Consider the following 23,492-nt stretch of genomic DNA (forward strand, 5'->3'; position numbering starts at 1 on the left):
GGGCGGTATCCTGCCGCATGCATTTGCGCATGGAACAAGGTAATCCCCAATGAGTTACGACGTGATGGTGTTCGACCCGGCCGTGGCGCCGCGCGAAGTCGAGGCGTTCCTGCAGTGGTACGACGCGCAGACCGAATGGAACGAGAAGCACGAGTACGACGACGCAGCCGTCTCGGTGCCGGCGCTGCAGGCATTCTTCACCGAACTTGCCGAAGACTTCCCGCCGATGGACGGCCCGCTGTCCGATGACGAGGATGACCGCCCGCAGGTGACCGACTACAGCATCGGCACCCATGTGATCTATGCCTCGTTCGACGACGACGTGGCCGAAGACGCCCATGAGGTGGTACAGGTCCTGGCCAACAAGCACCAGATCGGCTTCTTCGATGTCAGCGGCGACGGTGCGATCGTGTATCCCGACGGCACCGTGCTGATTCCGGAATAAGCCAGGCCCGGCGTTAGAACAGCTGGCCCTGGGTTGGCTGGTGCAGCCGGGCAAGGCCCGGCTCTACCAGAGCAGGCCCGGCGCCCAGACGCTGCGCCAGCCCGGACAACCGGCTGGCATGCCGCGCCAACGCGGCCTGCACCACCTCCGCACTGCCCAGTACATGCAGCGCCTGCCGCGCGCGGGTCATGCCGGTGTACACCAGCTCGCGCGACAGCACCCGGTTGTCGCGCCGTGGCAGCTGCAGCCAGGCCTCATCGAACTCCGAGCCCTGCGCCTTGTGCACGGTCATGGCGAACGCGCTTTCGTGCGCGGGCAACGCCGCCGGGTGGAACGCGCGCGGCTGCTCCGGGCTGTCGCCGGGGAACCACGCCAGCACCGCGCCTTCGCGGCTGCGCAGGCACAGCCCGATATCGCCATTGAACAGGCGGTGCCGGTAGCTGTTCTCGGTGATCAGCAGCAGCCGACCATGGAAGTAGCGCGGGCCACTGCCCGGCCGTGCACTGCCGGCCAACGCCGCTTCGATCCGCTCGTTGAGCCCGCGCGCACCCTGTGGGCCTTCGCGCAGCGCGGTGAGCAGGCGCAGCCGGCCAGCCTGCGCCAGCGCCTGCACCGGATCGTCGGCCTCGCCCAACCCGCGCCAATGCGCCAGCAGGGTCTGCCGGTGCTGCAGCAGCGGATCGATCTGGTCTTCATGGAACGCCACGCCCGCCAGCGTGCCGGCACGCAGCAGCTGCAGCGCGGTGTCGCTGTCGCCTTCGCGCACGGCGCGCGCCAGCGGGGCCAGGTCCAGCGCATCGCTCTGCCGGTAGCCGCGCTGCAACTGCACGCGGCGGCCGGCGAAGGCCCGTGGCGGTGCCATCGGCAACAGCGCCGGGGCGGCCAGCAGCGGACGCAGCGCGGCGGCGTCATCGGCCTGCGTACCCAGGCCATCGCCGCTGGCCTGCAGGATCGCACTGAGCACATCGCCGGCTTCCACCGATGGCAGCTGGTCCGGGTCGCCCAGCAGCACCAGCCGGGTGCCGCTGGCCACCGCTTCGACCAGCTTGGTCATCAGCGGCAGGTCGATCATCGAGGCCTCGTCGACCACCACGATGTCGTACGGCAGCGGGTTGTCGGCGTGGTGGCGGAAGCGCGGCGAATCGGGAATCACGCCCAGCAGCCGGTGCAGGGTGGCGCCGGTGGTCGGCATGGCCTCGGCCAGCTCGGCCGCCACCCCGACCAGGCGCAGCCGCTGCAGGGCCTGGCGCAGGCTGTCGGCCATGCGCTCGGCGGCGCGGCCGGTCGGTGCAGCCAGTGCCACCCGCGGCAGCGCGGCGCCGGCCTGCTGCGCCTGCGCGGCCAGCAGCACCAGCAGGCGCGCGATGGTGGTGGTCTTGCCGGTGCCGGGACCACCGGTGACCAGCACCAGCGGGTGGCGCAGCGCGACGGCGGCGGCGCGCGCCTGGTGGTCGATGCCGTCCAGTGCCTGCGGGAACAGCTGCGCGAACAGGCTGGAAAGCGCGGCAGGGTCGTGCGCCGGCAGCGGCTGCGCGGCGATGCGCTGCAGGCCCAGTGCGAGGCGGCGTTCGTATTCGCGGTAACGGCGCAGGTACAGCAGGCCGTGTTCCAGTACCAAGGGGGCATCGGCGGCCAACCCGGCATCGCTGTCGGGCGAGGCCACCCACGGCGAGGCCTGCAGCTGCGCCAGCCACGCCGCCGGCGCAGGCCAGTCGAGCGCTGCATCGACCAGCCGCTGCGGCTGTTGCGGGTCCAGCCCCGCGTGGCCTTGCGCGACCGCCAGCGAGGCAAGTGCCGCCGCCGCCAGCACAGCATCGGGGGTGTCCGGCTGCAGCCGGCGCAGGCTCTGCGCCAACGCGTGGTCCAGCGTGCGCAGGGTGCCCTGCTGCAATAGTGCGGCAAGCAGGCTCATGCTTCACCCCGCGCGCGGGCTGCCAGCGCAGCGTGTGCCTGCGGGCCACCGGCGAACAGCGCATCCAGCGCATCCACCAGCGCCGGGTCGAAGCGCTGCGCATGCACGCCGGGGGCATCGGCACGCCCGGCCTCCAGCCCCCGGCAGAACAGATAACGGATCCCGCCCAGGTCGCGTGCCTGTTCGTAATGGCTGCCCAGCCGGAAACGCAGCCAGCGGTGCAGCGCCACGGTGTAGATCAGCGCCTGCAGGTCGTACTCGCTGTGCTGCATGGCTGCGGCCAGCCGTGCGGCGTCGTACCCCGGCAGCCGGTTGGATTTGTAGTCGAGCACGTACCAGCGGCCATCGCGTACGTAGGTGAGATCGATCTTGCCGGTCATCAGGCCTTCCAGCTGGCGGCGCGTGCCGAAGCCGCGGCGGTCCGGCACCAGGCCGTGGTGGTGCAGCAGCTGCAGCAGCGCTGGCACCGCCGTGGGCTGCATGGCGAAGTGGAACTCGATTTCGGCCCGGCGGTCCTGCACCGGCAGGCTGTGCAGCGCGCCACCTTCGGGCAGCTGCACGGTCAGGGTCTGGCCGACCAGTGGCACCAGCACCGCCACGCCATCGTCCAGATCGGCATCGGCATAGCCTTCGTTGCGCAGCGATTCGCGCAGCACGTCGGCTTCGTCGCCCGGCGCCGGCTCACCGGCATGCCACTGCGCCCACCGCGCGAAATCGGTGTTCTCCAGCGCATCGTGCAATACGTTGCCGAAGCGACTGCCCATGAAGCGCGGATCGATTTCCGGCTGCGGTTCGCCGGGCACCGGCGGTTCCACGTCCAGCGGTAGTTCCGGACCCGCCGGTTCGTCGGCGGCCGGGGCCGGCGCTTCGGTGGCCACCGCGTCGGTGTCGTGGCCGGCATCGGCGTGGGCCAGCTGGGTGAAGCTGTAGACCCACCAGTCGTGCGGCACGCGGCGGGTAATCGCGCGGACCGGTGGCAGGTCGCCTTCGCGCTGCAGCGGCAACTGCGCTGGTCGCGGCTCCACCGGGCCTTCGATGACGGCGATGTCCGGGTGCGCGCGCAGCACCTCCAGATCGGACAGCATCGGCGCCAGCCGGGTTTTCGCCAGCCCGGCCAGGTCGCCCGCCGCGATCCACAACGCATGTTCGGCGCGGGTCAGGCCCACATAGAGCAGGCGTGCATCTTCGGCACGCTGTTCCTGCACGCTGCTGTCGCTGGCAGCGCTCCACGCCTCGTCCCTGTCCAGCTTCCAGTGCAGCTCGCGGCCACCCTCGGCATACACGGTGCAATGGGAATCGGTGTTGCCACCGCCACTGTCGATGCCCACGAACGGCAGGAACACCAGCGGATATTCCAGGCCCTTGCTCTTGTGCAGGGTGATGATCTGCACCCGGCGCGCATCCGATTCCAGCCGCAGCAGCTGCTGTTCGTCGTCCTGGTCGGCATGCGCCATCTGCACCTGCAGCCAGTCCAGCAGGCCGTGCATGCCCAGTGCCTGGCCGGCGGCCTGCAGCAGCTCGCCCAGCTGCAGGTAATTGGTGAGCCGGCGTTCGCCATCGAGCAGGCCCAACAGGCGCTCGGCATGTTCGGCGCACAGGTCGGCGATGACCGCGAACGGGCCACCGCGCAGCCAGCGCTCGCGCCACAGCAGCAACCGGGTCTGGAACGCGCGCTGCGGGTCGCCGTCGCGCTCCATCGCATCGATGGAGGCGGCGTTCTCGCCCAGCAACACCATCGACAGCGCCGCGCGCAGGCGGCCTTCGTCGGCCGGCTGCAGCAGCGCCAGCAGCAGCACCCGCAGTTCGCGCGCTTCGGCGGTGGCGTACAGGCTCTGCTTGCCCGCCGCGACCGCCGGAATACCTACCGCGCTCAACGCGCGCTGGATGCGGGTGGCTTCGTGGTGGCGGCGCACCAGTACGGCGATATCGCCGGGCTGCACCGGCTGGCCGCGCAGCAGCGCACGACCTTCGCGGCCGTCCAGCAACACCTGGTGGATGGCGGCCACACAGGCATCGGTGGCCTGCTGGCGCGACGGATCGGCCTTGAGGTCGGCACCGTCGTCGCTGCGCAGCAGGCGCAGGGTCAGGCCCGGCGCAGGTTCGCCATCGCGCAGGAAGTCGGCATCGCTGCGGGTGCTGCCCGGCAGCACCGGTTCGAAGGCGATGTCCGCTTCCAGGAACGCGCGTTCGCCGGCGGCGGCGTACAACGCCTGCAGCGCGCGCAGCACGCCGGGGCGCGAGCGGAAGTTGCGGTTCAACGCGGGCGCGGCCACCGCCTCGCGTTTGGCCTTGAGGTAGGTATGGATGTCGCCACCGCGGAAGCCGTAGATGGCCTGCTTGGGGTCGCCGATCAGGAACAGCGCCGGCGCCAGCCCGGCCTCGCGGGTCTCGGACGAGTCGCCGAACACGCGCTGGAAGATGCTCCACTGGCGGTCGTCGGTATCCTGGAATTCGTCCACCAGCGCAATGCGGTACTGCGCGCGCAGCTGCTGCACCAGCGCCGCGCGGTGCGGGCCTTCCAGTGCGGCGGCCACCCCGTCGATCAGATCGTCGTAGGTCTGCACGCGGCCGACCCGCTTGAGTTCCTCCAGCCGCGCACGGGCCTGTCCGCGCAGGTCGTGCAGCAGCACCAGCGCCTGCTGGCGAAGCCACTGGTCGCAGGCGTCGGCGGCGTGCCACCAGGTCTGCAGCGCATCGAACAGTGGCGAGGCCGGGCAATGGCCCTGCTGGTCGTCCTTGCAGAAGCCGAGCAGCGCCACCGGCAGCAGCTTGCCCAGGTGCGAGGTGGCACCACGTGGCCAGGCAAGGGCGGTGCGACCGGCTCGCAGGTCGGCAAAGGCCTTGTCGAAGCTGGGGCGGCGCGCACGCCGGCCGTCGAAGATTTTGCGTTCGAAGGCGCTCGCGATGCTGGCCTGGGCGGCGTCGACGTGCGCGTCGATCGCGATGGCGAGCGCTTCGGCGGCCACCTGCAGGGCGGCACTGGGGTCATCCAGGCGCTGCTGCGGCAGCGCGGGCAGCAGCGGCAACGGCTTGATCAGCGCCGACAGGTCGCGCGCCAGCGCGTCGGGCGCCGTCCACAGCCGGGTCAGCGCGTCCACCGTGGCCGGGTCGTTGGCATGCACGCGCCACAGGTCGGCGGCCAGCTGGTCGTGCAGTTCGCGTTCGCTGGGCAGCAGGGTTGGCGGGTCGAAGGTGTGCCCGCTTTCCAGTGCGTGCTCGCGCAGCACGCGGGTGCAGAAGCCGTGGATGGTGAAGATCGAGGCCAGGTCGATCTCATCAGCGGCGGTCTGCAGCCGCTGCGCCAGCGCGGCGGGCGTCTCCCGGCCCAGCGCCAACTCGCGCTGCAGCAGGTAGCGGGTGAGCTGCACTTCGGGCGCTTCGTCGGCTGCTGGCGCGCGCGCCAGCAGCTGCGCGGCCAGCGCCAGGCGCTCGCGGATGCGCTTGCGCAGCTCCTGGGTGGCCGCGTCGGTGAAGGTCACCGCCAGGATCTGGCCGATCCGGTAGCCCTGCTCCACCACCAGCCGGGTGAACAGCGTAGCCAGGGTGAAGGTCTTGCCGGTGCCGGCGCTGGCCTCGATCAGGCGCACCCCCTCCAGCGGCAGCGACAGGTACGGGTCGTCGTGCAACGCAAGGTCGCTCATGCCGCCGCTCCTTCGTCGCTGAAGCCTTGGAACACCCGGCCCTCGCGCACCGCGCTGAACACCACGAAGCTGGTATGCAGCAACTGCTGGTAGCTGTCCGGGGTGGCGAAGGGATCGCGGCCGCGCAAGGCCAGCTGCACCGCATCGCCGCTGGCTTCGCCCCAGCGCCGGTCGCCGCCGTGCCATTGCGCCCAGCCCTCACCCTCGCGCTTGGCGGCCGGGGTGCGATATAGCGCCCAGGCCGTGTACGGCCCGTACTGCAGCGGCGCGCGCATGCCTTCGCGACGCAGCTGCAGCAGCGCCTGCAGGGCGACCCGCGCAGCGGCCGCCGGTAGTGCCGGAAGCACATGCGGCCCTACCCCGTCGTCGCCGGCGTCGTGGAACTCGACCAGCGGCAACGCGTCACCGGCGGCGTTGGCCAGCAGCCAGTCCAGCCCGTGGCGGATCGCCGCCGGGCCGTTCAAGCCGCCGGCGCGCAGGCGCACGATGCCCTGCGGATGGATGTCGTCCACCCGCCCGTGCAGGCGCACGCCGTCGATCTCCACCTCGTAGCGGCGGCTATCGGCCACGCTGTCGTCGCGCCACTGTGAAAGCGCCAGCGCGTAGGGACGGGTCTGCGCCTGCAGCGCCTGGAACTGGCGTTCGCCCAGCGCGCCGGACGGCAGCAGCGCGCGGGCGCGCAGGCGCGCATACAAGGGCGTGTCATCGCCGTGCAGGGTCGCCTCGATCACCGCGTGCTGCAGCAGGCGCTGTTCCAGTCCGCGGCCGGCCAGCACCAGCGGTTCCAGGTCGTCGGCGGTGGTCAGCTCATCGGGCAGGCGCAGGCCCAGCCGCTGCGACAGGAACTGCCCGGCCGGATCGATCAGGAACCGGCGCAGCGCATCCAGCGACAGTTCGGGTGCCGCTGCATCCTCCAGCGGCGCCAGCGCCTGCTCGAACCATGGCGGCGGCGCGCGGCGCACGCTGCCCAGCGATCCTGCGGCCGGGTGCCACTGTTGACGGTAGCTGAAACGGCGGGGCTCATCGCCGCCACCGAAGGCGGCCGGCGAGAACGGCTGCAGCGAGTGGCGCACGGTGAGCTGTGCGACGGCCGCTGGCGGGTCCTGGTGGTATTCGGCAGCGGCGTCGATCAGTTCGCTGACCAGCACCGACGGCTCGCGCACGCTGCCATCGCGCGGATCGGCGCCCAGGTAGCTCAGGTAGAACACGTCCTGCGCCGACGCGAACAACTGCAGGAACAGGAAGCGGTCGTCCTCGCGCAGCGACCGGTCGCCATGTCGGCGCTTGTCGGTGCCCAGTTCGGCGGTGAGCTGGTTGAGCCCGGCGGCCGGGTCGCGGCGCGGGAAATCGCCATCGTTCAGGCCCAGCACGCAGATCACCCGGAACGGCAGCAGGCGCATGGGCACCATCCGCCCGAAGCTGATGCCGCCGGTGAGCAGCGGTGCGCGGGTATCGGCCTCGCTGAGCGCGCCGGCGAAATGCGCGCGCACCACGTCCGGGGGCACCGTGCCGGCGAACCCGGCGCGTTCGGCGTCGCGGGCGAATTCGTTGATCAGTTTGCGCAGCCGCTCCAGCGCGCGCTGGCTGCTGGCTGCTTCCGGTGCGTCGGGCAGCAGCGCATCCAGCATGGCCAGCAAGCGTTGGCGCCACTGCGCCGGGGTCAGCGCCTCGCCCAGCCCGCGCTGGTAGCGGGCCAGCACCCGCATGAGCCCAAGCAGACGGTCCAGCGCGTCCAGCGCGCTGCCTTCCAGCTCCGGCCACGGCGCCACCCCGGCAATGTCGCCGTCGCTGCCGCTGGCATGGCCGAGCAGCAGCCGGTCCAGCGCGAACTGCCAGGTGTAGGCGTCATCGTCCGGTGCCTGGTGCTGCGCGCGGTGGGCCGCATTCAAGCCCCAGCGCGCGCCAGCGGCCTGCAGCCAGTCGTGCAGGCGGTCGAACGCAGCCGCGTCCAGCCCGGCCGCTTCGGCCAGCGGCGCGCTGGCCAGCAGGTCCAGCACTTCATTGAGGCCAAAGCGCGACACCGGCAGGCCGAGCAGGTGCACGAACACATCGGCCAGCGGTTCGCCGGTCAGCGGGCTGGTATCGGCCAACGCATAGGGAATGTGGTCCTCGCCGCCGCTGCGGCCGCCGAACACCGCTTCCAGGTACGGCACGTAGGGGTCGATGTCCGGCGCCAGCACCGCGATGTCGCGCGCCTGCAGCGGCGGGTCGAAGCGCGGGTCCTGCAGCAGCGCGCGCAGCTGGTCGTGCAGCACCTGCAGTTCGCGCAGGCGGGTGTGGCAGGCATGCACCTGCAGGCTGGGGTCGTTGCGCAGCAGGGCCGGGCGCAGCGCACCGGCCGGTTGCGCGCGGCGATGGAACAGGTCGCGCTGCAGCCGGTGCAGCAGGCTGTCGGACAAGCCGCCATGCGCCATGTCCGGGCGCGCATCGTCTTCGGGATCGTCGTAGGCCGCGATCTCACCAGACGGATGCACCACCTCATAACTGCCCAGTACCGCCATGAAGTCGCGGCCGGCCGCGCCCCAGGCCTGCAGCAGGCGGTTCTCGTCGCTGTCGTTGCCGAACGGATCGGCCGCGCCCGAGCGCAGTCGCCCGCCCAGGGTCTGCAGGTCGCCCCAGTACGAGCGGGTCGGGGTGGGCAGGTAGAAGTGCAGCGTGCCCACCCGCGCCTGGGTGGCCACCACGCGCAGCACATCCGGCGACACGTTCAAGGTGGCGAAGGCGAACAACCGCGGCGGCAGCCCGGCCGGCAGCGGGCGGGCGGCGCCTTCGAACCCCTCCAGATAGGAGTGGATGCGCCGCGCGCGGTACTGGTGGCCGCTGCCGATGTGGCGCCACAGGATCGCCTGGGGATCCAGCGGGTCGGCACCGGCCTCCCAGCGCAGCAGCCAGTCGCGGCGCCAGGCCTGGTACTTCTCGAACACCGAGGCCAACTCGGCAGCCAGCGCCCACGGCTTGAGCGGATCGGGCTGGGACAGGTAGGCCTGCAGCGCGCGCAGCGGCGGCTGCGCCATCAGCACCGGGTCGGTCAGCGCGGCGTACAGCTTCCAGTGCAGCGCGGCGGCGGTCAGGTCGTCATGTTCGCCCGGTACATTGGCATTGAGCGCGCGCGCCACGAACTCGCCCGGGGTCAGGAAGGCCAGGTTGGCGGCAATGCCATACTCCGCCGCCAGGGTGGACTGCAGCCAGCGGCGCATGGCCACCTGGGGAATCAGCACCACGTCCGGCTCCAGGATCGACTGCCCGGCCACCGGTTCGCGCAGGGTGCGGGCCAGCAGCGCGGCCAGCACGTCGAGCGAATTGGAGTGGTACAGGCGGAAGTCTGAAGCGGGGTCGGTCATCGCGGCAGTGTGCCGCAGCGCGGCGCCAATCTCGACCCTCGCCGATACGCAGCGATGGCCGGGTGACGCCTGTGGCCACTGGCGCGGAATGCGACGACACGCACTGTTGCGGCCCCGCAACCCTGCTGTGGCGGGGCTGGGCGGCCGGGCATGCGACAATACTGCACGGTCCAGTTCGGTTATGTTCAGCCGTTCACCACGATCTTACAACGTTGGAATTTTGTTAATGGCGTCCATGACGGCTTCCGAAGAACCGCTGGTGCAGTTGAACAACGTGCGTATCGACCGCGGCGGTCGCGCCATCCTGCGCGACGTTTCGCTGTCGGTACCGCGCGGCAGCATCACCGCCGTGCTGGGTCCGTCGGGCAGTGGCAAGTCGACGCTGCTGGCCGCATTGACCGGTGAACTGCGCCCGGTGGCCGGCAGCGTGACCCTGTTTGGCCAGCCCATTCCCACCGGCAGCAGCGCCCTGCGTGCGATGCGCCGCAGCGTGGGCGTGCTGCTGCAGGGCAATGGCCTGCTCACCGACCTGACCGTGGCCGAGAACGTGGCGCTGCCGTTGCGCACCCATACCCGGCTGCCGGCCCCGGTGCTGCGCCGGCTGGTGGACATGAAGCTCCACGCGGTGGGCCTGCTGGCCGCCGCCGATGCGTGGCCGCGCGAACTGTCCGGCGGCATGGCGCGCCGGGTGGCGCTGGCCCGCGCGCTGGCACTGGACCCACCGCTGATGATCTACGACGAACCACTGACCGGGCTGGACCCGATCGCCAGCGGCGTGATCATGAGCCTGATCCAGCGCCTCAACCACAGCCTCGGCCTGACCAGCATCATCGTCAGCCACCACGTGCACGAGACCCTGCCGATCTGCGACCAGGTGATTGCGATCGCCAATGGCGGCGTGGTCTTCCAGGGCAGCCCGGCCGCGCTCGAGTCCAGCCAGGATCCGCTGCTGCGCCAGTTCCTGCACGGGCAGCCGGACGGCCCGATCCCGTTCGATGCCGCGCCACGCGCGAAGGTGGCCTGATGCCGTTCGTTGAAAGCACCCGCTCGCTCGGCCGCGCCGGCCTGTTCTCGCTGACCGTGCTGCGCGGTTCGCTGCCAACGGCCGATTTCCTGGCCGAGCTGACCCGCGAGATCTACAAGGTGGGGGCGCGTTCGCTGCCGATCATCGCCGTGGGCGGCGCCTTCGTCGGCCTGGTGCTGACCCTGCAGGGCTACCGCACGCTCACCACGTTCGGCGCGGCCGATGCGCTGTCCACCCTGCTCGGCCTGTCGCTGTACCGCGAACTGGCGCCGGTGCTGACCGCGCTGTTGTTCATTGGCCGCGCCGGCAGTTCCATTGCCGCCGAACTGGGGCTGATGCGCGCCACCGACCAGATCAAGGCGCTGGAGCTGATGGCGATCGATCCGGTGGCCAAGGTGGTGGCACCGCGCTTCTGGGCGGCGGTGCTGACCGTGCCGCTGCTGACCGGCATCTTCTGTTCGCTGGCGATCAGCGCCAGCTACTTCGAGGCCGTGCACGTGCTGGGCCTGGACAACGGTGTGTTCTGGTCGGCGCTGAGCAACAGCGTGGATTTCTGGGACGATTTCGGCGTGGCAATGCTGAAGTCGGCCATTTTCGGCGGCACCGCCGCGCTGGTGGCTTCGTACGTGGGTTTCCACGCCGAGCCGACCATCGAGGGCACCTCCGTGGCCACCACCCGTGCGGTGGTGAACGCCTCGCTGCTGGTGCTGATGTTCAACTTCGTGCTGTCGGCCATGATGTTCCGCTGACGCCCAAACAACCTTTCGCCTGGGCTTCGGCTTCGGGCACCTGATCAGATACGGTGAGATGAACATGGCCATCCGCGGTCCCAGACTCGAATTTTCCGTCGGCGCGTTCCTGCTGCTGTCGCTGGCCTCGCTGCTGGTGCTGGCGATGGCGTCCACCAACCAGCGCTGGGGCTTCGGCAGCGAAGGCTATGAGCTCAAGGCGCGCTTCACCCAGATCGGCCAGCTGCGCAAGCAGGCCCCGGTCAAGATCGGCGGCGTGGTCGTTGGCCAGGTCGGCAACATCGACCTGGACCCGACCCGCTTCGATTCGATCGTGATCCTTAAGCTGGACCCGAAGTTCAAGGATCTGCCGGCCGACACCTCCGCCGGCATATTCACCAGCGGTTTGCTCGGCGAAAGCTATATCGGACTGCAACCGGGCGGTGACCCGGAAGTGCTCAAGTCCGGCGACGAGATCGTCTTCACCCAGCCGGCCGTGGACCTGATCCAGATGGTTGGCAAGTACATGTTCAGCGGCCCGGGCAATGCCGGCGCCGCTTCCCAGGAAGCTCCCGGCGCGGAAGCGCCGGCAACGGAACCGCAGAAATGAAAAAGACCCTGATTCCGGCGCTGCTTGTGTCGGCGCTGCTCGCCACCGTGCCCTCGCTGTCGTTCGCCCAGGCCGCACCGGCCACGGCCGCCGCCCCGCAGGGGCAGGCCGGCAAGGTCGTGCTGGACGCCAGCACGCGCATCCTGACCACGCTGCAGCAACGCGGCGGCGAATTCCGCAGCAACCCGACCGCGCTGCGCAGCTTCATCAACGGTGAGCTCACCAGGACCTTCGATCGCGACTATGCCGCGCGTCTGGTGCTGGGCGTGCACGGCCGTGGCGCCTCCGACGCCGACGTGAAGCTGTTTGCCGACGCCATGGCCGACAACCTGATGCAGCGCTACGGTTCGGCCCTGCTGAACATCCAGGGCAAACCCAGCTTCCGCCTGAAGGGCGAGCAGCCGCTGCCGGGCAACCGTGGCGTGAAGGTGTCCACCGAGCTGGTGCGCCCGGGCAGCGAACCGACCCCGGTGGAGTACCTGATGCGCAACAACGGCGGCCAGTGGAAGATCTTCGATGTGCAGATCGAAGGCATCTCCTATGTGCAGACCTTCAAGACCCAGTTTGATGCTCCGCTGCGCCAGAAGTCGATCTCGCAGGTAGCCGCTGACCTGCGCAGCGGCTCGATGCAGGCCGGGCCTGCCGGCAATGGCAAGTAACGCCACCCTGCAGCTGGACGGTCCGCGCGCCCGCATCACGGGCGTGCTGGACCGCGACGCGGTGGTGGCATTGTGGCCGCAGCTCAAGGCCCTGCCCGACAGCGTGTCGCAGCTCGACCTGGGCGCGGTGACCCGCGTGGACAGTGCCGGCCTGGCGCTGCTGGCCGAGCTGGCTGCGCGTGCCCGCAACAACGGGCGTGCGCTGGTCCTCAACGGCACGCCTGCCGGCTTCAACGAACTCGGCGCCGCCTACCGGCTGGCGCCATCCCTGGATTTCAATGCCCCTACTGCCGCGAGCTGACATGAACGTCATACGCACCGCCTCCCTTCTCCTGCTGGCCTTGGCGCTCAGCGCCTGTGCGGCCAAGCCGGCCCGCGACAGCGCACCGGCCAGCGTGGCCGTACCGCCCGCTGCCGTGGCGCCTGCTGCTGCCAGTGACGCAGGCACCGATGCACCCGCAACGGCCACTGCCGATGCCAGCAACGCCGCTGCAGTGCCCGTCGCTTCCACGGAAGGCGTCGAAGGCGCCGCAGCGCCGGCCACGAGTACCGAAGCAGCGCCGACCGGTGCCGAAGACGATTTCGCCGCGCTCTACGGCGGTCCGGCGCCGACCGCCGACGGTGCCGAACCGGGCCGCTCGCCCTATGATCCGTGGGAAGGCTTCAACCGCCGCGTGCATGCGTTCAACAACGTGGTCGACCGCGCCGTGGCCCGCCCTCTGGCCACGGCCTACACCAACGTGGTGCCGCGCTTCGCGCGTACCGGCGTGACCAACTTCTTCAGCAACCTGCGCGCACCGGTGACCATCACCAACCAGTTGCTGCAGGGTCGCCCGGGCGATGCCTGGGACAGCCTGGGCCGGTTCCTGATGAATTCCACGCTGGGTATCGGCGGCCTGTTCGATCCGGCCAGCCGCGCGCTGGTGCCGCGCCGCAGCGAGGACTTCGGCCAGACCCTGGGTGCGTGGGGCTGGCGCAGCTCGCGTTACGTGGAGCTGCCGTTCTTCGGCCCGCGTACGGTGCGCGATGTGTTCGGCCTGGCCGGCGACATCCCGCTCTCGCCGATCCGCACGATCGAGGAAGACAAGATCCGCATCACCCTGCAGGGCCTGCAGCTGGTGGACATGCGTTCGCAGCTGCTGGCGCTGGACGACATCCGCGACAACGCCGTGGACGAGTACGCACTGACCCGCGATGCCTGGCTGCAACGCCGCAACTACCAGATCCAGAACGATCTGCGCAGCAGGCGTGAACGCGGCCACGACGCCGATGACAGCGCGCCGATCCCGGTCGACGCAATGCCGATGCCCGACTGGGGCAACTAAGAAAAAACCCCGCTTCGGCGGGGTTTTTTTTGGAGCGTACCCACCAACGATGGTACCTGCCGGATCATGCGTTGCCGGTTACGACGGCTCGGGATGTGCGCTGCCGGTAGCGCCGGCCGTTGGCCGGCCCAGGCGATTCCGGGGAATCAGGCGGCGAGCGCGGCGTCGATGGCGGCAACCAGGCGGGCGTCGTCGGCCGGCACGTCCGGTGCGAAGCGGGCGATGACCTGGCCGTCGCGACCGATCAGGAACTTCTCGAAGTTCCACAGCACCGCCGGGGCGGGGTTGACGGCCAGATCGGGGTACTTGGTCACCAGGCCCTGCAGCTTCTCGCGCATCGGGCCTTCGCCGGTGGCGGCCGGCTGGGCCTGGGTGAGCTGCTGGTAGAGCGGGTGGATGTCACCGCCGGCCACGCTGATCTTGGCGAACATCGGGAAGCTCACGTTGTATTCCAGCTGGCAGAACTGCTGGATCTCCGCATCGCTGCCCGGCTCCTGGGCCAGGAAGTTGTTGGCCGGGAAACCCAGCACTTCCAGTCCGGCGGCGTGCTTGTCGGCATACAGCGCCTGCAGGCCTTCGTACTGCGTGGTCAGGCCGCACTTGGAGGCGACGTTGACCACCAGCAGCACCTTGCCGCGATAATCGGCCAGCGAACTGGCCTGGCCTTCGATGGTGGAAACGGGAATGTCGTAGACGGTCTGGCTCACGGATGCATCCTGTGCAGGTGGAAAGGAAAATGGAATCAATCGACGCAGATCGTGCCCTGGGCCACGCCGTTGTCGATGCGCTGGCGGCAGCCGAAATTCTGGCTGATATCGCGCTGGCACACGCCGCGTGCGCTGGCACCCGCAACCAGTTCGGTTTCGCCCTGCGCCAGGCACTGTCCGCTGCAATCCGACTTGGCGCTGCAGGTATTGCCGGCATCGGCATAAGGCACCACGCACTGCACACGCTGCAGGCGGCCAAGCGGCTTCAGTTCACCGCCGGCCGCCGCGCAGCTGGCCTCGGTGGCGGCATCGGCGTTATCGGCGACTGCCGCGGTGGTCGGTGCGCTCGCGGCGGCATCGCCGGCGGTCGGCGCACTGCTGCAGCCGGCAAGTACCAGCATCAGGGACAACATCAAGGTAAGGCGCATCGGTTCAATCCTGGAGGGAAAAAGAAGACAGGCACGCGGCCGCGCGCATGCAGTGTGTCGCCAACGTGTTTCACTCCGGCGTGGCCGAAGCGTCGTCCAGGCCGGGCTCTTCATCGTCACCGCTTTCATCGCCCAGCAGCTGCTCGGTCTGCTCGCTGCCCAGCGATTCCACCCCACGCAGGCGCCGTTCGATGGTACGGGTCTTGCGGCTGGCCTCGCCCAGGCTGCGGCCGACCGTGCTGATCTGCTTTTCGGCCTTTTCCAGGATGCCGGCAAACTTGCCGAACTCGCTCTTCACCGCGCCCAGCAGGCTCCACACTTCGCTGGAGCGCTGTTCGATGGCCAGCGTGCGGAAGCCCATCTGCAGGCTGTTGAGCAGCGCGGTGACGGTGGTCGGCCCGGCCACCACCACGCGGTGCTCGCGCTGCAGCAGGTCCACCAGCCCCGGGCGGCGGATCACCTCGGCGTACAACCCTTCGGTGGGCAGGAACATCACCGCGAAATCGGTGGTGTGCGGCGGCACGATGTACTTGTCGCAGATCGACTTGGCCTGGATCCGGATCGCACGTTCCAGCTGCGCCCCCTGCACGCGCACGCCGTCCGCGTCACCCTGCTCCTGCGCATCCAGCAGGCGCTCGTAGTCCTCGCGCGGGAACTTGGAATCGATCGGCAGCCACACCGGGGTGTCGTCATGGCCACGCCCGGGCAGGCGCACCGCGATGTCCACCATTTCGCCGCTGTCCGGACGCACTTTGACGCCGCGCGCGTACTGTTCCTGGGTGAGGGTCTGCTCCAGGATGTTGTCCAGCTGCACTTCGCCCCAGCTGCCGCGGTTCTTGACGTTGGTCAGCACGCGCTTGAGGTCGCCCACGCCGGTGGCCAGCTGCTGCATCTCGCCCAGCCCGCGCTGGACCTGCTCGAGCCGGTCGGACACCAGCTGGAACGATGCGCCAAGACGGGCTTCCAGCGTGGTCTGCAGTTTCTCATCGACCGTCACCCGCATCTGGTCCAGCTTCTGCGCGTTGTCGGCCTGCAGGTTCTGCAGCTGCTGCTCCAGCGTGGTGCGCATTTCGCCGATGCGCTGCTCGTTGCGCTGGGTCAGCTCCTGCAGGCGCAGGCCCAGCGACTCGGCCAGGCGCTGCTGCGATTGCCCGGTTTCGTCGCGGCCCAGCCGGGCATCGTCGGCCAGGGTCTGGCGCAGTGCGGCCATGTGCGCGTCGCTGCGCTGCTGGGCCAGTCCGGCTTCCTCCCGCCCCTTGCGCGCGTCTTCGCCCAGTGCATCGCGCAGCAGGTCCAGGCGCTGGTCGGTGCGGGTGGACAGGTCGGTGAGCGCGCGCGCGAAGGTTTCCAGCCGCGCATCCTGCTGCCGGCCCAGCCCTTCGAGCTGCTCGCGCAGTTCGCTGCGGCCGATCCGCGCTTCCTCGCGCAGGGTCTGCTCAAGGTCGCCATGGCCGGAACGCCGCAGCAGGACCACCAGCTGCAGGATGAGGACGGCACACAGCAGGCCGCCAAGGATGAGGAATTCAGGTTGCATGGCGGAAGTGTAGGCCGAGCCGGTCTCATCCGCTGCGCCTACGCTTCTCCAAGCCGCCTCAGAAGCCTTCCAGCACCACCTTGCCCACCGCGCGGTGGCTTTCGATGTGGGCATGCGCGCGGCGCAGGTTGGCCGCATCGATCCGGCCATAATTTTCGCCCAGCGTGGTGCGCAGCACCCCGCCATCGACCAGTTCGGCCACCCGGTTGAGCAGTACATGCTGCTGCTGGAGGTCGGGGGTGCTGAAACTGGAGCGGGTGAACATCGATTCCCAATGCAGCGACAGGCTCTTGCGCTTGAGCGCCATGACATCCAGCTGGCCCGGGTCGTCAATCAGTGCCAGCTGTCCCTGCGGCGCCAGCGCGGTGACGATCTGCGCGTAGTGCTGGTCGGTGTGGGTGAGGCTGGCCACGTGGGTGACGCTCTCGATCCCGATCCGCGCCAGACCTTCGGTCAGCGGCTGGCTGTGGTCGATCACGTGGTGGGCACCCAGCGCGTATACCCAGTCCTGGGTATCCGGGCGCGAGGCCGTGCCGATCACCGTCAACCGGGTCAGCCTGCGTGCCAGCTGCACCAGGATCGAGCCGACGCCGCCGGCCGCTCCGATCACCAGCAGGGTCTGGCCTTCGCCACCGCCCTCGGCGATGCGCAGGCGGTCGAACAGCAACTCCCAGGCGGTGATGGCGGTCAGCGGCAGCGCGGCGGCGGCCGCATCGTCCAGGCTGGCCGGCTTGCGGCCCACGATGCGCTCATCCACCAGCTGGTACTCGGCGTTGCTGCCCGGGCGGTTGATGTCGCCGGCATAGAAGACCGCATCGCCGGGCTGGAACAGGGTTACCTCGCTGCCCACCGCATCCACGATGCCCACCGCGTCCCAGCCCAGCACGCGCGGTGCCTCGACGGCAACGCCACGGCGGATCTTGGTGTCCACCGGATTCACGGAGACCGCGCGGACCTGCACGCGCAGGTCTCGCGGGCCCGGGGTCGGCACCGGCAGAGTGATGTCCACCAGCGCCGTCGGTTCGGTGATCGGCAGTCCGTTCTGGGTGTAGGCAATGGCTTTCATGGCGAAGTCCTTGAATGAGGTGCTCAGGGTCGCCTGTCCTGCCCCTGCCAGAAAGGCGCAGAATGCAGCAGCACTTTCACTCCTGGAATGAAAATGATCCGCTTCGAGGATCTGCAGCTGTTCGTCCGTACTGCCGCGCTGGGCAGCTTCTCCAGCGCAGCGCGCGAGGCCGACCTGCTGCCCGGCCAGGTGGCTGCGGCGGTGGCCCGGCTCGAGCGCGAACTGGACCTGCGCCTGTTCGTGCGCTCCACCCGCAGCCTGCGTCTCACGGCCCAAGGCGTGCTCTACCTGCCCTATGCCCAGGACCTGCTGGATACGCTGCACGAGGGCCAGGCGCGGGTGCGCGGCGAAGACGCCGAACTCCGCGGCGTGCTGCAGGTAGCCGCCCCGTCGGACCTGGGCCGCAATGTTCTGCTGCCGTGGCTGACCGAGTTCCGCGCCGCGCACCCGAAGCTGCAGCTGCGCCTGCTGCTGTCCGACCAGGTGGCCGACGTGTTCCGCGATCCTGTGGATATCGCGTTCCGGTTGGGCCGCTTCGACAACGCCAGCTACGTGGCGCTGCCGTTGCTGCCGGACAACCGCCGCGTGCTGGTGGCCGCACCGTCCTACCTGGAGCGACATGGCACGCCCACCTCGCTGGAGGCGCTCAAGGACCATCACTGCCTGGTCTACCAGCTGGCCGGGCGCCCCTATGACCGCTGGAGCTTCGAACAGGACGGGCGGCGCGTGCTGGTGCCGGTGCGCGGCCAGCTGGTGTGCGATGACGCCGACGTGGTGCGGCGCTGGGCGGTGGCCGGCGAAGGCATCGTGTTCAAGTCGTGGCTGGATGTGGCGCACGACGTGCGCGCCGGGCGCCTGCAGGTGCTGATGGGGGGCGCAGGCGACAGCCTGCCGCTGAACCTGGTGTGCCCGCACCGCAAGCAGTTTTCGCCCGCGATCCGCCAATTGCATGCGTTGTGCACCGAACGCCTGCAGCCGATGCTGGCCGATCTGCCCGGGCGCGCGCCCTAACCCTGTCGGCACCGGGCCGGGTAGCCGACAATGGCGGCCCCCCTTGTAGTCGAGTCGCCGCCATGCCGTGGATGGGCATCCAGGACCTGTGGACCTTTGTCGTTGCCGTGCTGGTGTTCCTGGCGCTGCCGGGCCCGGGGACCTTCACCCTGCTCACCGCCACCGGGCGCGGCGGCGTACGCGGCGGCTACACCGCCCTGTTCGGGCTGCTGCTGGGCGACCAGATCCTGATGTGGCTGGCGGTGGCCGGCGTGGCCGCCCTGCTCAGGGCCAACCCGCTGGTGTTCCATGCCGTGCAGTACCTCGGCGCGGCTTACCTTGTGTGGGTGGGCATCGGCCTGCTGCGGCCGGCGCCCCCCAGCGGCGAAACCGGTGGCATCCGGCTGCAGCCGGGCCACTACTTCCGCCAGGCGGTGCTGATCAGCCTGCTCAACCCCAAGGCGATCATCTTCTACATGGCGTTCCTGCCATTGTTCATCGACCCGGCGCGGCACCAGGGCGTGGTGACGTTTGCGACCATGGCGACGCTGATCTTCGTGCTGAGCCTGGCGTACTGCTCGGTGCTGATCGGGGTGGGCAACCTGCTGCGGCGTCGGATCATCCAGCACCCACGTGTGGGCGTGCTGCTGAAACGCGTGGCGGGGGTTTTCCTGATCGGGTTTGGCGTCCGATTGGGGTTGAGTGGCTGAAGGTTGTGCCAAATTCGTCAATCCAGGCAATTTGAAATGATCGTCAAGGGATTCACGACGTCCGGCAGTAGTAATGCTGCGCCGCGTTCGGTCACACTCGGAAAATTGTCGAAACCCGTCACCCTGTGAGGTTCCATGTCATCGCTGCTACGGCGCAAGTCGCTCGATTCCGTCACTGTCCATGAGGCCGGCAGGAGCCTGGTTCGCACCCTGAGCTGGCCGCACCTGATCGCAATGGGTATCGGTGCCATCGTGGGCACCGGCATCTACACGCTCATCGGCGTGGGTGCCAACCTGGCCGGCCCGGCTGTGCTGATCTCCTTCGCCATTGCCGGTGCGGTCTGCGCCTGCGCCGCGCTGTCCTACGCCGAGCTGTCCACGATGATGCCGGCCGCCGGCAGCGCCTACACCTACAGCTACACCGCGCTGGGCGAGATTTTCGCCTGGGTGGTCGGGTGGAGCCTGATCCTGGAGTATTCGCTGGTGGTGAGTACCGTGGCCGTGGGGTGGTCCGGCTACTTTGTCGGGTTCCTGGAGTGGATACACGGCAACTTCGGCATCGACATCCGGCTGCCCTTGGCCCTGTCGGCCGGCCCGCATGTGGAAGGCGGCGTGTTCAACCTGCCTGCGGTGATCATCACCTGGGTGGTGGCCGGTGGCCTGATGCTGGGTACCAAGGAAAGCGCCACGCTCAATGCGATCCTGGTGGTGCTGAAGATCATCGCGCTGGGCGTGTTCGTTGCCGTGGCACTGCCCGCGTTCGATTCGGCCAACCTGCATCCGTTCATGCCGCACGGCTTCGCCAAATCGCTGGGCCCGGACGGGGTGGAGCGTGGCGTGATGGCGGCAGCCGCCATCATCTTCTTCGCCTTCTACGGCTTCGATGCGATCTCCACCGCTGCCGAAGAAACCAAGAACCCGGGCCGTGACCTGTCGATCGGCATCATCGGCTCGATGGTGGGCTGCACGATCATCTACATGCTGGTGGCGCTGGCGGCCATCGGTGCGATGAGCTACGCCGTGTTCGGCCACAGCGCCGAACCGCTGGCCCTGATCATGCGCGAACTGGGTCATCCCAAGGCGGCCGCGATCATCGGTGTGGTGGCCATCATTGCCCTGCCCACCGTGCTGCTGGCCTTCCTGTTCGGCCAGAGCCGCGTGTTCTTCGTCATGGGCCGCGATGGCCTGCTGCCGCGGGGCCTGTCCGCCGTGAACAAGCGCACCGGAACGCCGGTGGCCACCACGCTGTTCAGTGCCGCCGTGGTCTCGGCGCTGGCGGGCGTGGCCCGGCTGGACGAGATTGCCGCCCTGGCCAATGCCGGCACGCTGGCGGCCTTCACCGCCGTGGGCATCTGCCTGGTGGTGATGCGCAAACGTGCGCCGGATGCCAAGCGCACCTTCCGCACGCCCATCGCCTGGTTCATCGGTCCGGCCGCCGCGCTGGGCTGCATCTACCTGTTCATCAGCCTGCCGAGCAGCACCCAGCTGTACTTCCTGATCTGGAACCTGATCGGCCTGGCGGTGTATTTCCTGTACAGCCGACGCAATGCGTTGATCGGCCGTTGAGGTAGCAAGGGGTTACCGACCCACCGTCGGTAGCCCCCGGTAGCGCCGGCCGTTGGCCGGCCTACGCGATGGCTGCAACGTTCATGAGGGCCGGCCAACGGCCGGCGCTACCGCGGCATGATCCTGCGCCTTCTGCAGTACACGCAGGAGGTTGCCACCCCAGATCCCCGCGATCTGCTTCTCGGTGTACCCCTTGCGCAGCAGCCACGCGGTAATTTTCGGCAGCTCGCTGACATCCTGCAGGTCGGCCAGACCGCCACCGCCGTCCCAGTCCAGGCCGATGCCCACGTGCTCGGGCCCGACCACGCCCAGGATGTGCTCGAAGTGGGCAAAGAAGTCGTCCAGCGTAGCCTTGCGCAGCGGCAACCGCTGGTCGATCTCCGCCAGGCTCTGCCTCAACGCCACGCCCTGGGCGATGCTCAGGTCGTCATAGTTGGCGCCGATCTGCTTCATCAGCGCGTCTTCGGCCTGCGTGCGCGCCTCGTTCTTGCCCGTGTCGATCAGGTACCCGCCGTAAGCGTTCACCTGGATCACGCCACCGGCCTTGGCCAGCTGCTTCAACCGCACATCATCCAGGTTGCGCGGGTGGTTGTAGATCGCCTTGGCCGAACTGTGCGACAGCACGAACGGCACCGGCATGCGCTGGATCAGGTCATCGAACACCGCATCGGAGGCGTGCGACTGGTCGATGACGATGCCCAGCCGCACCGCCTCGTCCACCAGCGCCTTGCCGGCGGGGCTCAGGCCCTTCCATTCGGCGCCCTTGCTGTCGGTGGCCGAATCGGCAAATTCGTTGTTGGCAAAATGCACGGTGCTGAGCAGGCGCAGCCCGGCCTGGTGGTAGAAGCTGAGCAGCGACGGGTCATCGACCAGCGGGCTGGCGTTTTCCATGCTGATGTAGACCACGCGCTTGCCGGCGGCTTTGATCCGGGCGGCATCGGCGGCCGTCAATGCCAGCGCGAAGGTGTCCGGATGGGCGGCAAGCATTTCGCGGATTTCCATCAACCGCAGCAGGCCCGCATCGCGGTCGTGCTGGTGCGCGGCCGGACTGCGGTCGCCCTGGTCGGTGTAGATGGCCCAGAAGCCGCCATCCAGTGCGCCCTCGCGCATGCGCGGCAGATCCACCTGCGACAACGCGTTGTGATCGTGGCGCTGCTGGATGTCGAAGCCTTCGCGGTGGAAGTTGGCCGGCGTGTCCAGATGGCTGTCGAGGGTGAGCAGCTTTTTCTGCAACGTTGCAGCGCGCGCAAGCTCCTGCGCGCTGAACTCGATGGCTTGGGCGGACAGCGGCGCGCACAGCGCCAACGACACCAGCAGGGACAGACTGCGCAACGTCATGACGCCTCTCTTTGTTGGGTTGTCTAACTTCGTAGAGCCACGCCCTGCGTGGCCGGGCTTCGATCGGGTCCGCGCAGCCACGCAGGGCGTGGCTCTACCGATCGTCAGTCCCCGTTTTGCCAAACCACCGATCACACCGCATGTGCCAACCGTTGGTCGGCACGCTGAGGTCAATCCAGCACGCGGCAGAACACGGCCTTGAGGTAACGCGATTCCTGCACGTGGGCCATGAACGGGTGGTCGGGGCCGGCGCCGGATACCTTGAGGATCTGGATGGTGCGGCCGGAGTAGAAGGCCGCCCGGCGCAGCATGTCCAGGAACTGGTCCTCGGCCACCAGGCCGGTGCAGGAGAACGTGGCGAACAGGCCGCCCGGCTTGACCACGCCGAGTGCCAGCTTGTTCATGTCCAGGTACTTCTTCAGCGCGGTGATCACCTGGTCGCGGTCGCGGGTCATCTTGGCCGGGTCCAGGATCACCACGTCGAACTGCTCGCCGCGGTTGGCCGCATCGCGCAGCCACGGGAAGATGTCGGACTGCACGAAGCGCGGGCGCACGTTGTTCAGGCGCGCATTGCCTTTGGCAATGGCGATCACGTCCTCATCGATATCGATGCCCAGCACGTCCGACGCACCGCGCGCAGCGGCATACACCGCAAAGCCACCGGTGTTGCAGCACAGGTCCAGCACCGACTTGCCTTCCACTTCCTGGCTCAGCCACTGGCGGTTTTCGCGCTGGTCGGCGAAGAAGCCGGTCTTGTGCGCGCCGGCCGGGTCGGCGCGGAACTTCACGCCGTACTCGGTGATGACCGACGCTTCGGTGGTGGTGTTGCCGTGGAAGTCGAAGCTTTCCTGCTTCTGCACGTGTTCGTCGGCGAAGCTGTGGAAGCGGCAGCCCGGGAACTGCTCGCGCAGCGCCTCGTAGACCCATTCGCGGTGGCGGAACATGCCGGCGGCGAAGAACTCCACCACCACCAGATCGCCGTAGCGGTCCACCACCAGGCCGGACAGGCCGTCGCCTTCGCTATGCACCACGCGCCAGGCATCGGAGATCGCGTCCAGCTTCAGAACGTCACGGCGCAGCGACACCGCCTGGGCGATCTTCCGCGAGAACCAGCCGGCATCGACGGGGACGCGCTGGTCGGTCTCGAGGATACGCACGGCGATGCGCGAATGACCGTTGTAGAAGCCACGCCCGATCCACTCCCCATCCACGCCGACCACATCGACGATGGCGCCGGGTTTTGGGCGGACGCCCGGTTTTTCGACCAGTTTCTGGAAAATCCACGGGTGGCTGGAGCGCCAGGCGTTCTTGAGGCGGACTACGGGAGTGGGGACAGTATTCATCTGCCTATTGTAGACGGGCGCCATGGCCCGGCAGACCGCCGATTTGACGCCACCCCATTCAGCCCGCAGAATCGGCGCCAGAAGGGGAGTAGCTCCCAGACGTTGTCGCCGTCAATTCGAGCCCG

Annotated in this window: 18 protein-coding genes and 1 pseudogene; 10 read left to right on the forward strand and 9 right to left on the reverse strand. The window is 68.9% G+C overall.

Features of this window, described 5'->3' with window-relative positions; genetic code table 11:
- The first annotated feature begins 49 nt into the window (after positions 1-49).
- Positions 50-445 carry a hypothetical protein gene (locus WIX41_RS08970; protein WP_339446744.1) on the forward strand — a complete coding sequence of 132 codons (396 nt, stop codon included), beginning with the start codon at positions 50-52 and terminating at the stop codon, positions 443-445.
- 13 nt (positions 446-458) lie between these two features.
- Here the strand turns inward: WIX41_RS08970 and recD are convergent, their stop codons facing one another.
- From recD to recC, 3 genes are read right to left on the reverse strand one after another with little or no spacing between them, the layout of a single operon-like run.
- Positions 459-2,357, reverse strand: a complete 1,899-nt coding sequence (gene recD / locus WIX41_RS08975) for an exodeoxyribonuclease V subunit alpha (protein ID WP_339446746.1) — start codon at positions 2,355-2,357, stop codon at positions 459-461.
- Positions 2,354-5,998, reverse strand: a complete 3,645-nt coding sequence (locus WIX41_RS08980; RefSeq protein WP_339446748.1) for an exodeoxyribonuclease V subunit beta — start codon at positions 5,996-5,998, stop codon at positions 2,354-2,356. Before WIX41_RS08980 ends, recD begins: the two co-directional genes overlap by 4 nt.
- Positions 5,995-9,339, reverse strand: a complete 3,345-nt coding sequence (gene recC / locus WIX41_RS08985; RefSeq protein ID WP_339446750.1) for an exodeoxyribonuclease V subunit gamma — start codon at positions 9,337-9,339, stop codon at positions 5,995-5,997. The genes WIX41_RS08980 and recC overlap by 4 nt, the downstream gene beginning before the upstream one ends.
- Before the next feature lie 235 nt (positions 9,340-9,574).
- Here recC and WIX41_RS08990 point away from each other — a divergent pair, with 235 nt between their 5' ends.
- The 6 genes from WIX41_RS08990 to WIX41_RS09015 all read left to right on the forward strand — a co-directional run bounded on the left by WIX41_RS08990 (position 9,575) and on the right by WIX41_RS09015 (position 13,685).
- A complete protein-coding gene (locus WIX41_RS08990; protein WP_339446752.1) occupies positions 9,575-10,363 on the forward strand; it encodes an ABC transporter ATP-binding protein in 789 nt (262 codons plus the stop codon).
- Complete coding sequence (locus WIX41_RS08995; RefSeq protein ID WP_068847974.1) at positions 10,363-11,112, forward strand: MlaE family lipid ABC transporter permease subunit; 750 nt, start codon at positions 10,363-10,365, stop codon at positions 11,110-11,112. Before WIX41_RS08990 ends, WIX41_RS08995 begins: the two co-directional genes overlap by 1 nt.
- A 64-nt stretch (positions 11,113-11,176) precedes the next feature.
- Entirely contained in the window at positions 11,177-11,701 is a 525-nt protein-coding gene (gene mlaD, locus WIX41_RS09000) for an outer membrane lipid asymmetry maintenance protein MlaD (protein ID WP_409187475.1), read from the forward strand.
- Positions 11,698-12,360 (forward strand): MlaC/ttg2D family ABC transporter substrate-binding protein, encoded by a 663-nt coding sequence (locus WIX41_RS09005; RefSeq protein WP_339446756.1) that lies wholly within the window; start codon positions 11,698-11,700, stop codon positions 12,358-12,360. Before mlaD ends, WIX41_RS09005 begins: the two co-directional genes overlap by 4 nt.
- Positions 12,350-12,661, forward strand: a complete 312-nt coding sequence (locus WIX41_RS09010; protein ID WP_339446757.1) for an STAS domain-containing protein — start codon at positions 12,350-12,352, stop codon at positions 12,659-12,661. Before WIX41_RS09005 ends, WIX41_RS09010 begins: the two co-directional genes overlap by 11 nt.
- Before the next feature lies 1 nt (position 12,662).
- The gene (locus WIX41_RS09015) at positions 12,663-13,685 is read left to right on the forward strand and encodes an MlaA family lipoprotein (RefSeq protein WP_339446758.1); all 1,023 of its coding nucleotides are present in this window, start codon (positions 12,663-12,665) and stop codon (positions 13,683-13,685) included.
- 146 nt (positions 13,686-13,831) lie between these two features.
- Here WIX41_RS09015 and WIX41_RS09020 read toward each other — a convergent pair whose 3' ends face one another.
- The 4 genes from WIX41_RS09020 to WIX41_RS09035 all read right to left on the reverse strand — a co-directional run bounded on the left by WIX41_RS09020 (position 13,832) and on the right by WIX41_RS09035 (position 17,420).
- Positions 13,832-14,392, reverse strand: a complete 561-nt coding sequence (locus WIX41_RS09020; protein WP_339446759.1) for a glutathione peroxidase — start codon at positions 14,390-14,392, stop codon at positions 13,832-13,834.
- 35 nt (positions 14,393-14,427) lie between these two features.
- Positions 14,428-14,820, reverse strand: coding sequence for a hypothetical protein (locus WIX41_RS09025; RefSeq protein WP_339446760.1), 393 nt, complete (start codon positions 14,818-14,820; stop codon positions 14,428-14,430).
- A 70-nt stretch (positions 14,821-14,890) separates the two neighbouring features.
- Positions 14,891-16,354 (reverse strand): DNA recombination protein RmuC, encoded by a 1,464-nt coding sequence (gene rmuC, locus WIX41_RS09030; protein ID WP_339446761.1) that lies wholly within the window; start codon positions 16,352-16,354, stop codon positions 14,891-14,893.
- A 58-nt stretch (positions 16,355-16,412) separates the two neighbouring features.
- The gene (locus WIX41_RS09035; protein WP_339446763.1) at positions 16,413-17,420 is read right to left on the reverse strand and encodes a zinc-binding alcohol dehydrogenase family protein; all 1,008 of its coding nucleotides are present in this window, start codon (positions 17,418-17,420) and stop codon (positions 16,413-16,415) included.
- An 87-nt stretch (positions 17,421-17,507) separates the two neighbouring features.
- On the opposite strand from WIX41_RS09035, the pseudogene WIX41_RS09040 reads away from it, so the two are divergent.
- The 3 genes and pseudogenes from WIX41_RS09040 to WIX41_RS09050 form a co-directional block, all read left to right on the forward strand.
- Positions 17,508-18,475: pseudogene (locus WIX41_RS09040) on the forward strand (LysR family transcriptional regulator); the annotation flags it as partial.
- Positions 18,476-18,493: 18 nt separating this feature from the next.
- Positions 18,494-19,120, forward strand: coding sequence for a leucine efflux protein LeuE (gene leuE / locus WIX41_RS09045; protein WP_214902988.1), 627 nt, complete (start codon positions 18,494-18,496; stop codon positions 19,118-19,120).
- A 135-nt stretch (positions 19,121-19,255) separates the two neighbouring features.
- Positions 19,256-20,686 carry an amino acid permease gene (locus WIX41_RS09050; protein WP_339446770.1) on the forward strand — a complete coding sequence of 477 codons (1,431 nt, stop codon included), beginning with the start codon at positions 19,256-19,258 and terminating at the stop codon, positions 20,684-20,686.
- Between the two features lie 81 nt (positions 20,687-20,767).
- On the opposite strand, the gene WIX41_RS09055 is transcribed toward WIX41_RS09050, so the two are convergent.
- Positions 20,768-22,024 carry a dipeptidase gene (locus WIX41_RS09055; protein ID WP_339446772.1) on the reverse strand — a complete coding sequence of 419 codons (1,257 nt, stop codon included), beginning with the start codon at positions 22,022-22,024 and terminating at the stop codon, positions 20,768-20,770.
- Between the two features lie 170 nt (positions 22,025-22,194).
- Positions 22,195-23,367 carry a class I SAM-dependent rRNA methyltransferase gene (locus WIX41_RS09060; protein ID WP_339446774.1) on the reverse strand — a complete coding sequence of 391 codons (1,173 nt, stop codon included), beginning with the start codon at positions 23,365-23,367 and terminating at the stop codon, positions 22,195-22,197.
- Between the last annotated feature and the right edge of the window lie 125 nt (positions 23,368-23,492).

Origin of the sequence: Stenotrophomonas sp. AB1(2024), from assembly GCF_037482345.1 — a bacterium.
GTDB lineage: Bacteria > Pseudomonadota > Gammaproteobacteria > Xanthomonadales > Xanthomonadaceae > Stenotrophomonas.

Bases quoted from the DNA above. Each gene is read 5' to 3' on its own strand.
- WIX41_RS08970 (WP_339446744.1), top strand. From the start codon at position 50: ATGAGTTACGACGTGATGGTGTTCGACCCGGCCGTGGCGCCGCGCGAA.
- recD (WP_339446746.1), bottom strand. From the start codon at position 2,357: ATGAGCCTGCTTGCCGCACTATTGCAGCAGGGCACCCTGCGCACGCTG.
- WIX41_RS08980 (WP_339446748.1), bottom strand. From the start codon at position 5,998: ATGAGCGACCTTGCGTTGCACGACGACCCGTACCTGTCGCTGCCGCTG.
- recC (WP_339446750.1), bottom strand. From the start codon at position 9,339: ATGACCGACCCCGCTTCAGACTTCCGCCTGTACCACTCCAATTCGCTC.
- WIX41_RS08990 (WP_339446752.1), top strand. From the start codon at position 9,575: ATGACGGCTTCCGAAGAACCGCTGGTGCAGTTGAACAACGTGCGTATC.
- WIX41_RS08995 (WP_068847974.1), top strand. From the start codon at position 10,363: ATGCCGTTCGTTGAAAGCACCCGCTCGCTCGGCCGCGCCGGCCTGTTC.
- mlaD (WP_409187475.1), top strand. From the start codon at position 11,177: ATGGCCATCCGCGGTCCCAGACTCGAATTTTCCGTCGGCGCGTTCCTG.
- WIX41_RS09005 (WP_339446756.1), top strand. From the start codon at position 11,698: ATGAAAAAGACCCTGATTCCGGCGCTGCTTGTGTCGGCGCTGCTCGCC.
- WIX41_RS09010 (WP_339446757.1), top strand. From the start codon at position 12,350: ATGGCAAGTAACGCCACCCTGCAGCTGGACGGTCCGCGCGCCCGCATC.
- WIX41_RS09015 (WP_339446758.1), top strand. From the start codon at position 12,663: ATGAACGTCATACGCACCGCCTCCCTTCTCCTGCTGGCCTTGGCGCTC.
- WIX41_RS09025 (WP_339446760.1), bottom strand. From the start codon at position 14,820: ATGCGCCTTACCTTGATGTTGTCCCTGATGCTGGTACTTGCCGGCTGC.
- rmuC (WP_339446761.1), bottom strand. From the start codon at position 16,354: ATGCAACCTGAATTCCTCATCCTTGGCGGCCTGCTGTGTGCCGTCCTC.
- WIX41_RS09035 (WP_339446763.1), bottom strand. From the start codon at position 17,420: ATGAAAGCCATTGCCTACACCCAGAACGGACTGCCGATCACCGAACCG.
- leuE (WP_214902988.1), top strand. From the start codon at position 18,494: ATGCCGTGGATGGGCATCCAGGACCTGTGGACCTTTGTCGTTGCCGTG.
- WIX41_RS09050 (WP_339446770.1), top strand. From the start codon at position 19,256: ATGTCATCGCTGCTACGGCGCAAGTCGCTCGATTCCGTCACTGTCCAT.
- WIX41_RS09055 (WP_339446772.1), bottom strand. From the start codon at position 22,024: ATGACGTTGCGCAGTCTGTCCCTGCTGGTGTCGTTGGCGCTGTGCGCG.
- WIX41_RS09060 (WP_339446774.1), bottom strand. From the start codon at position 23,367: ATGAATACTGTCCCCACTCCCGTAGTCCGCCTCAAGAACGCCTGGCGC.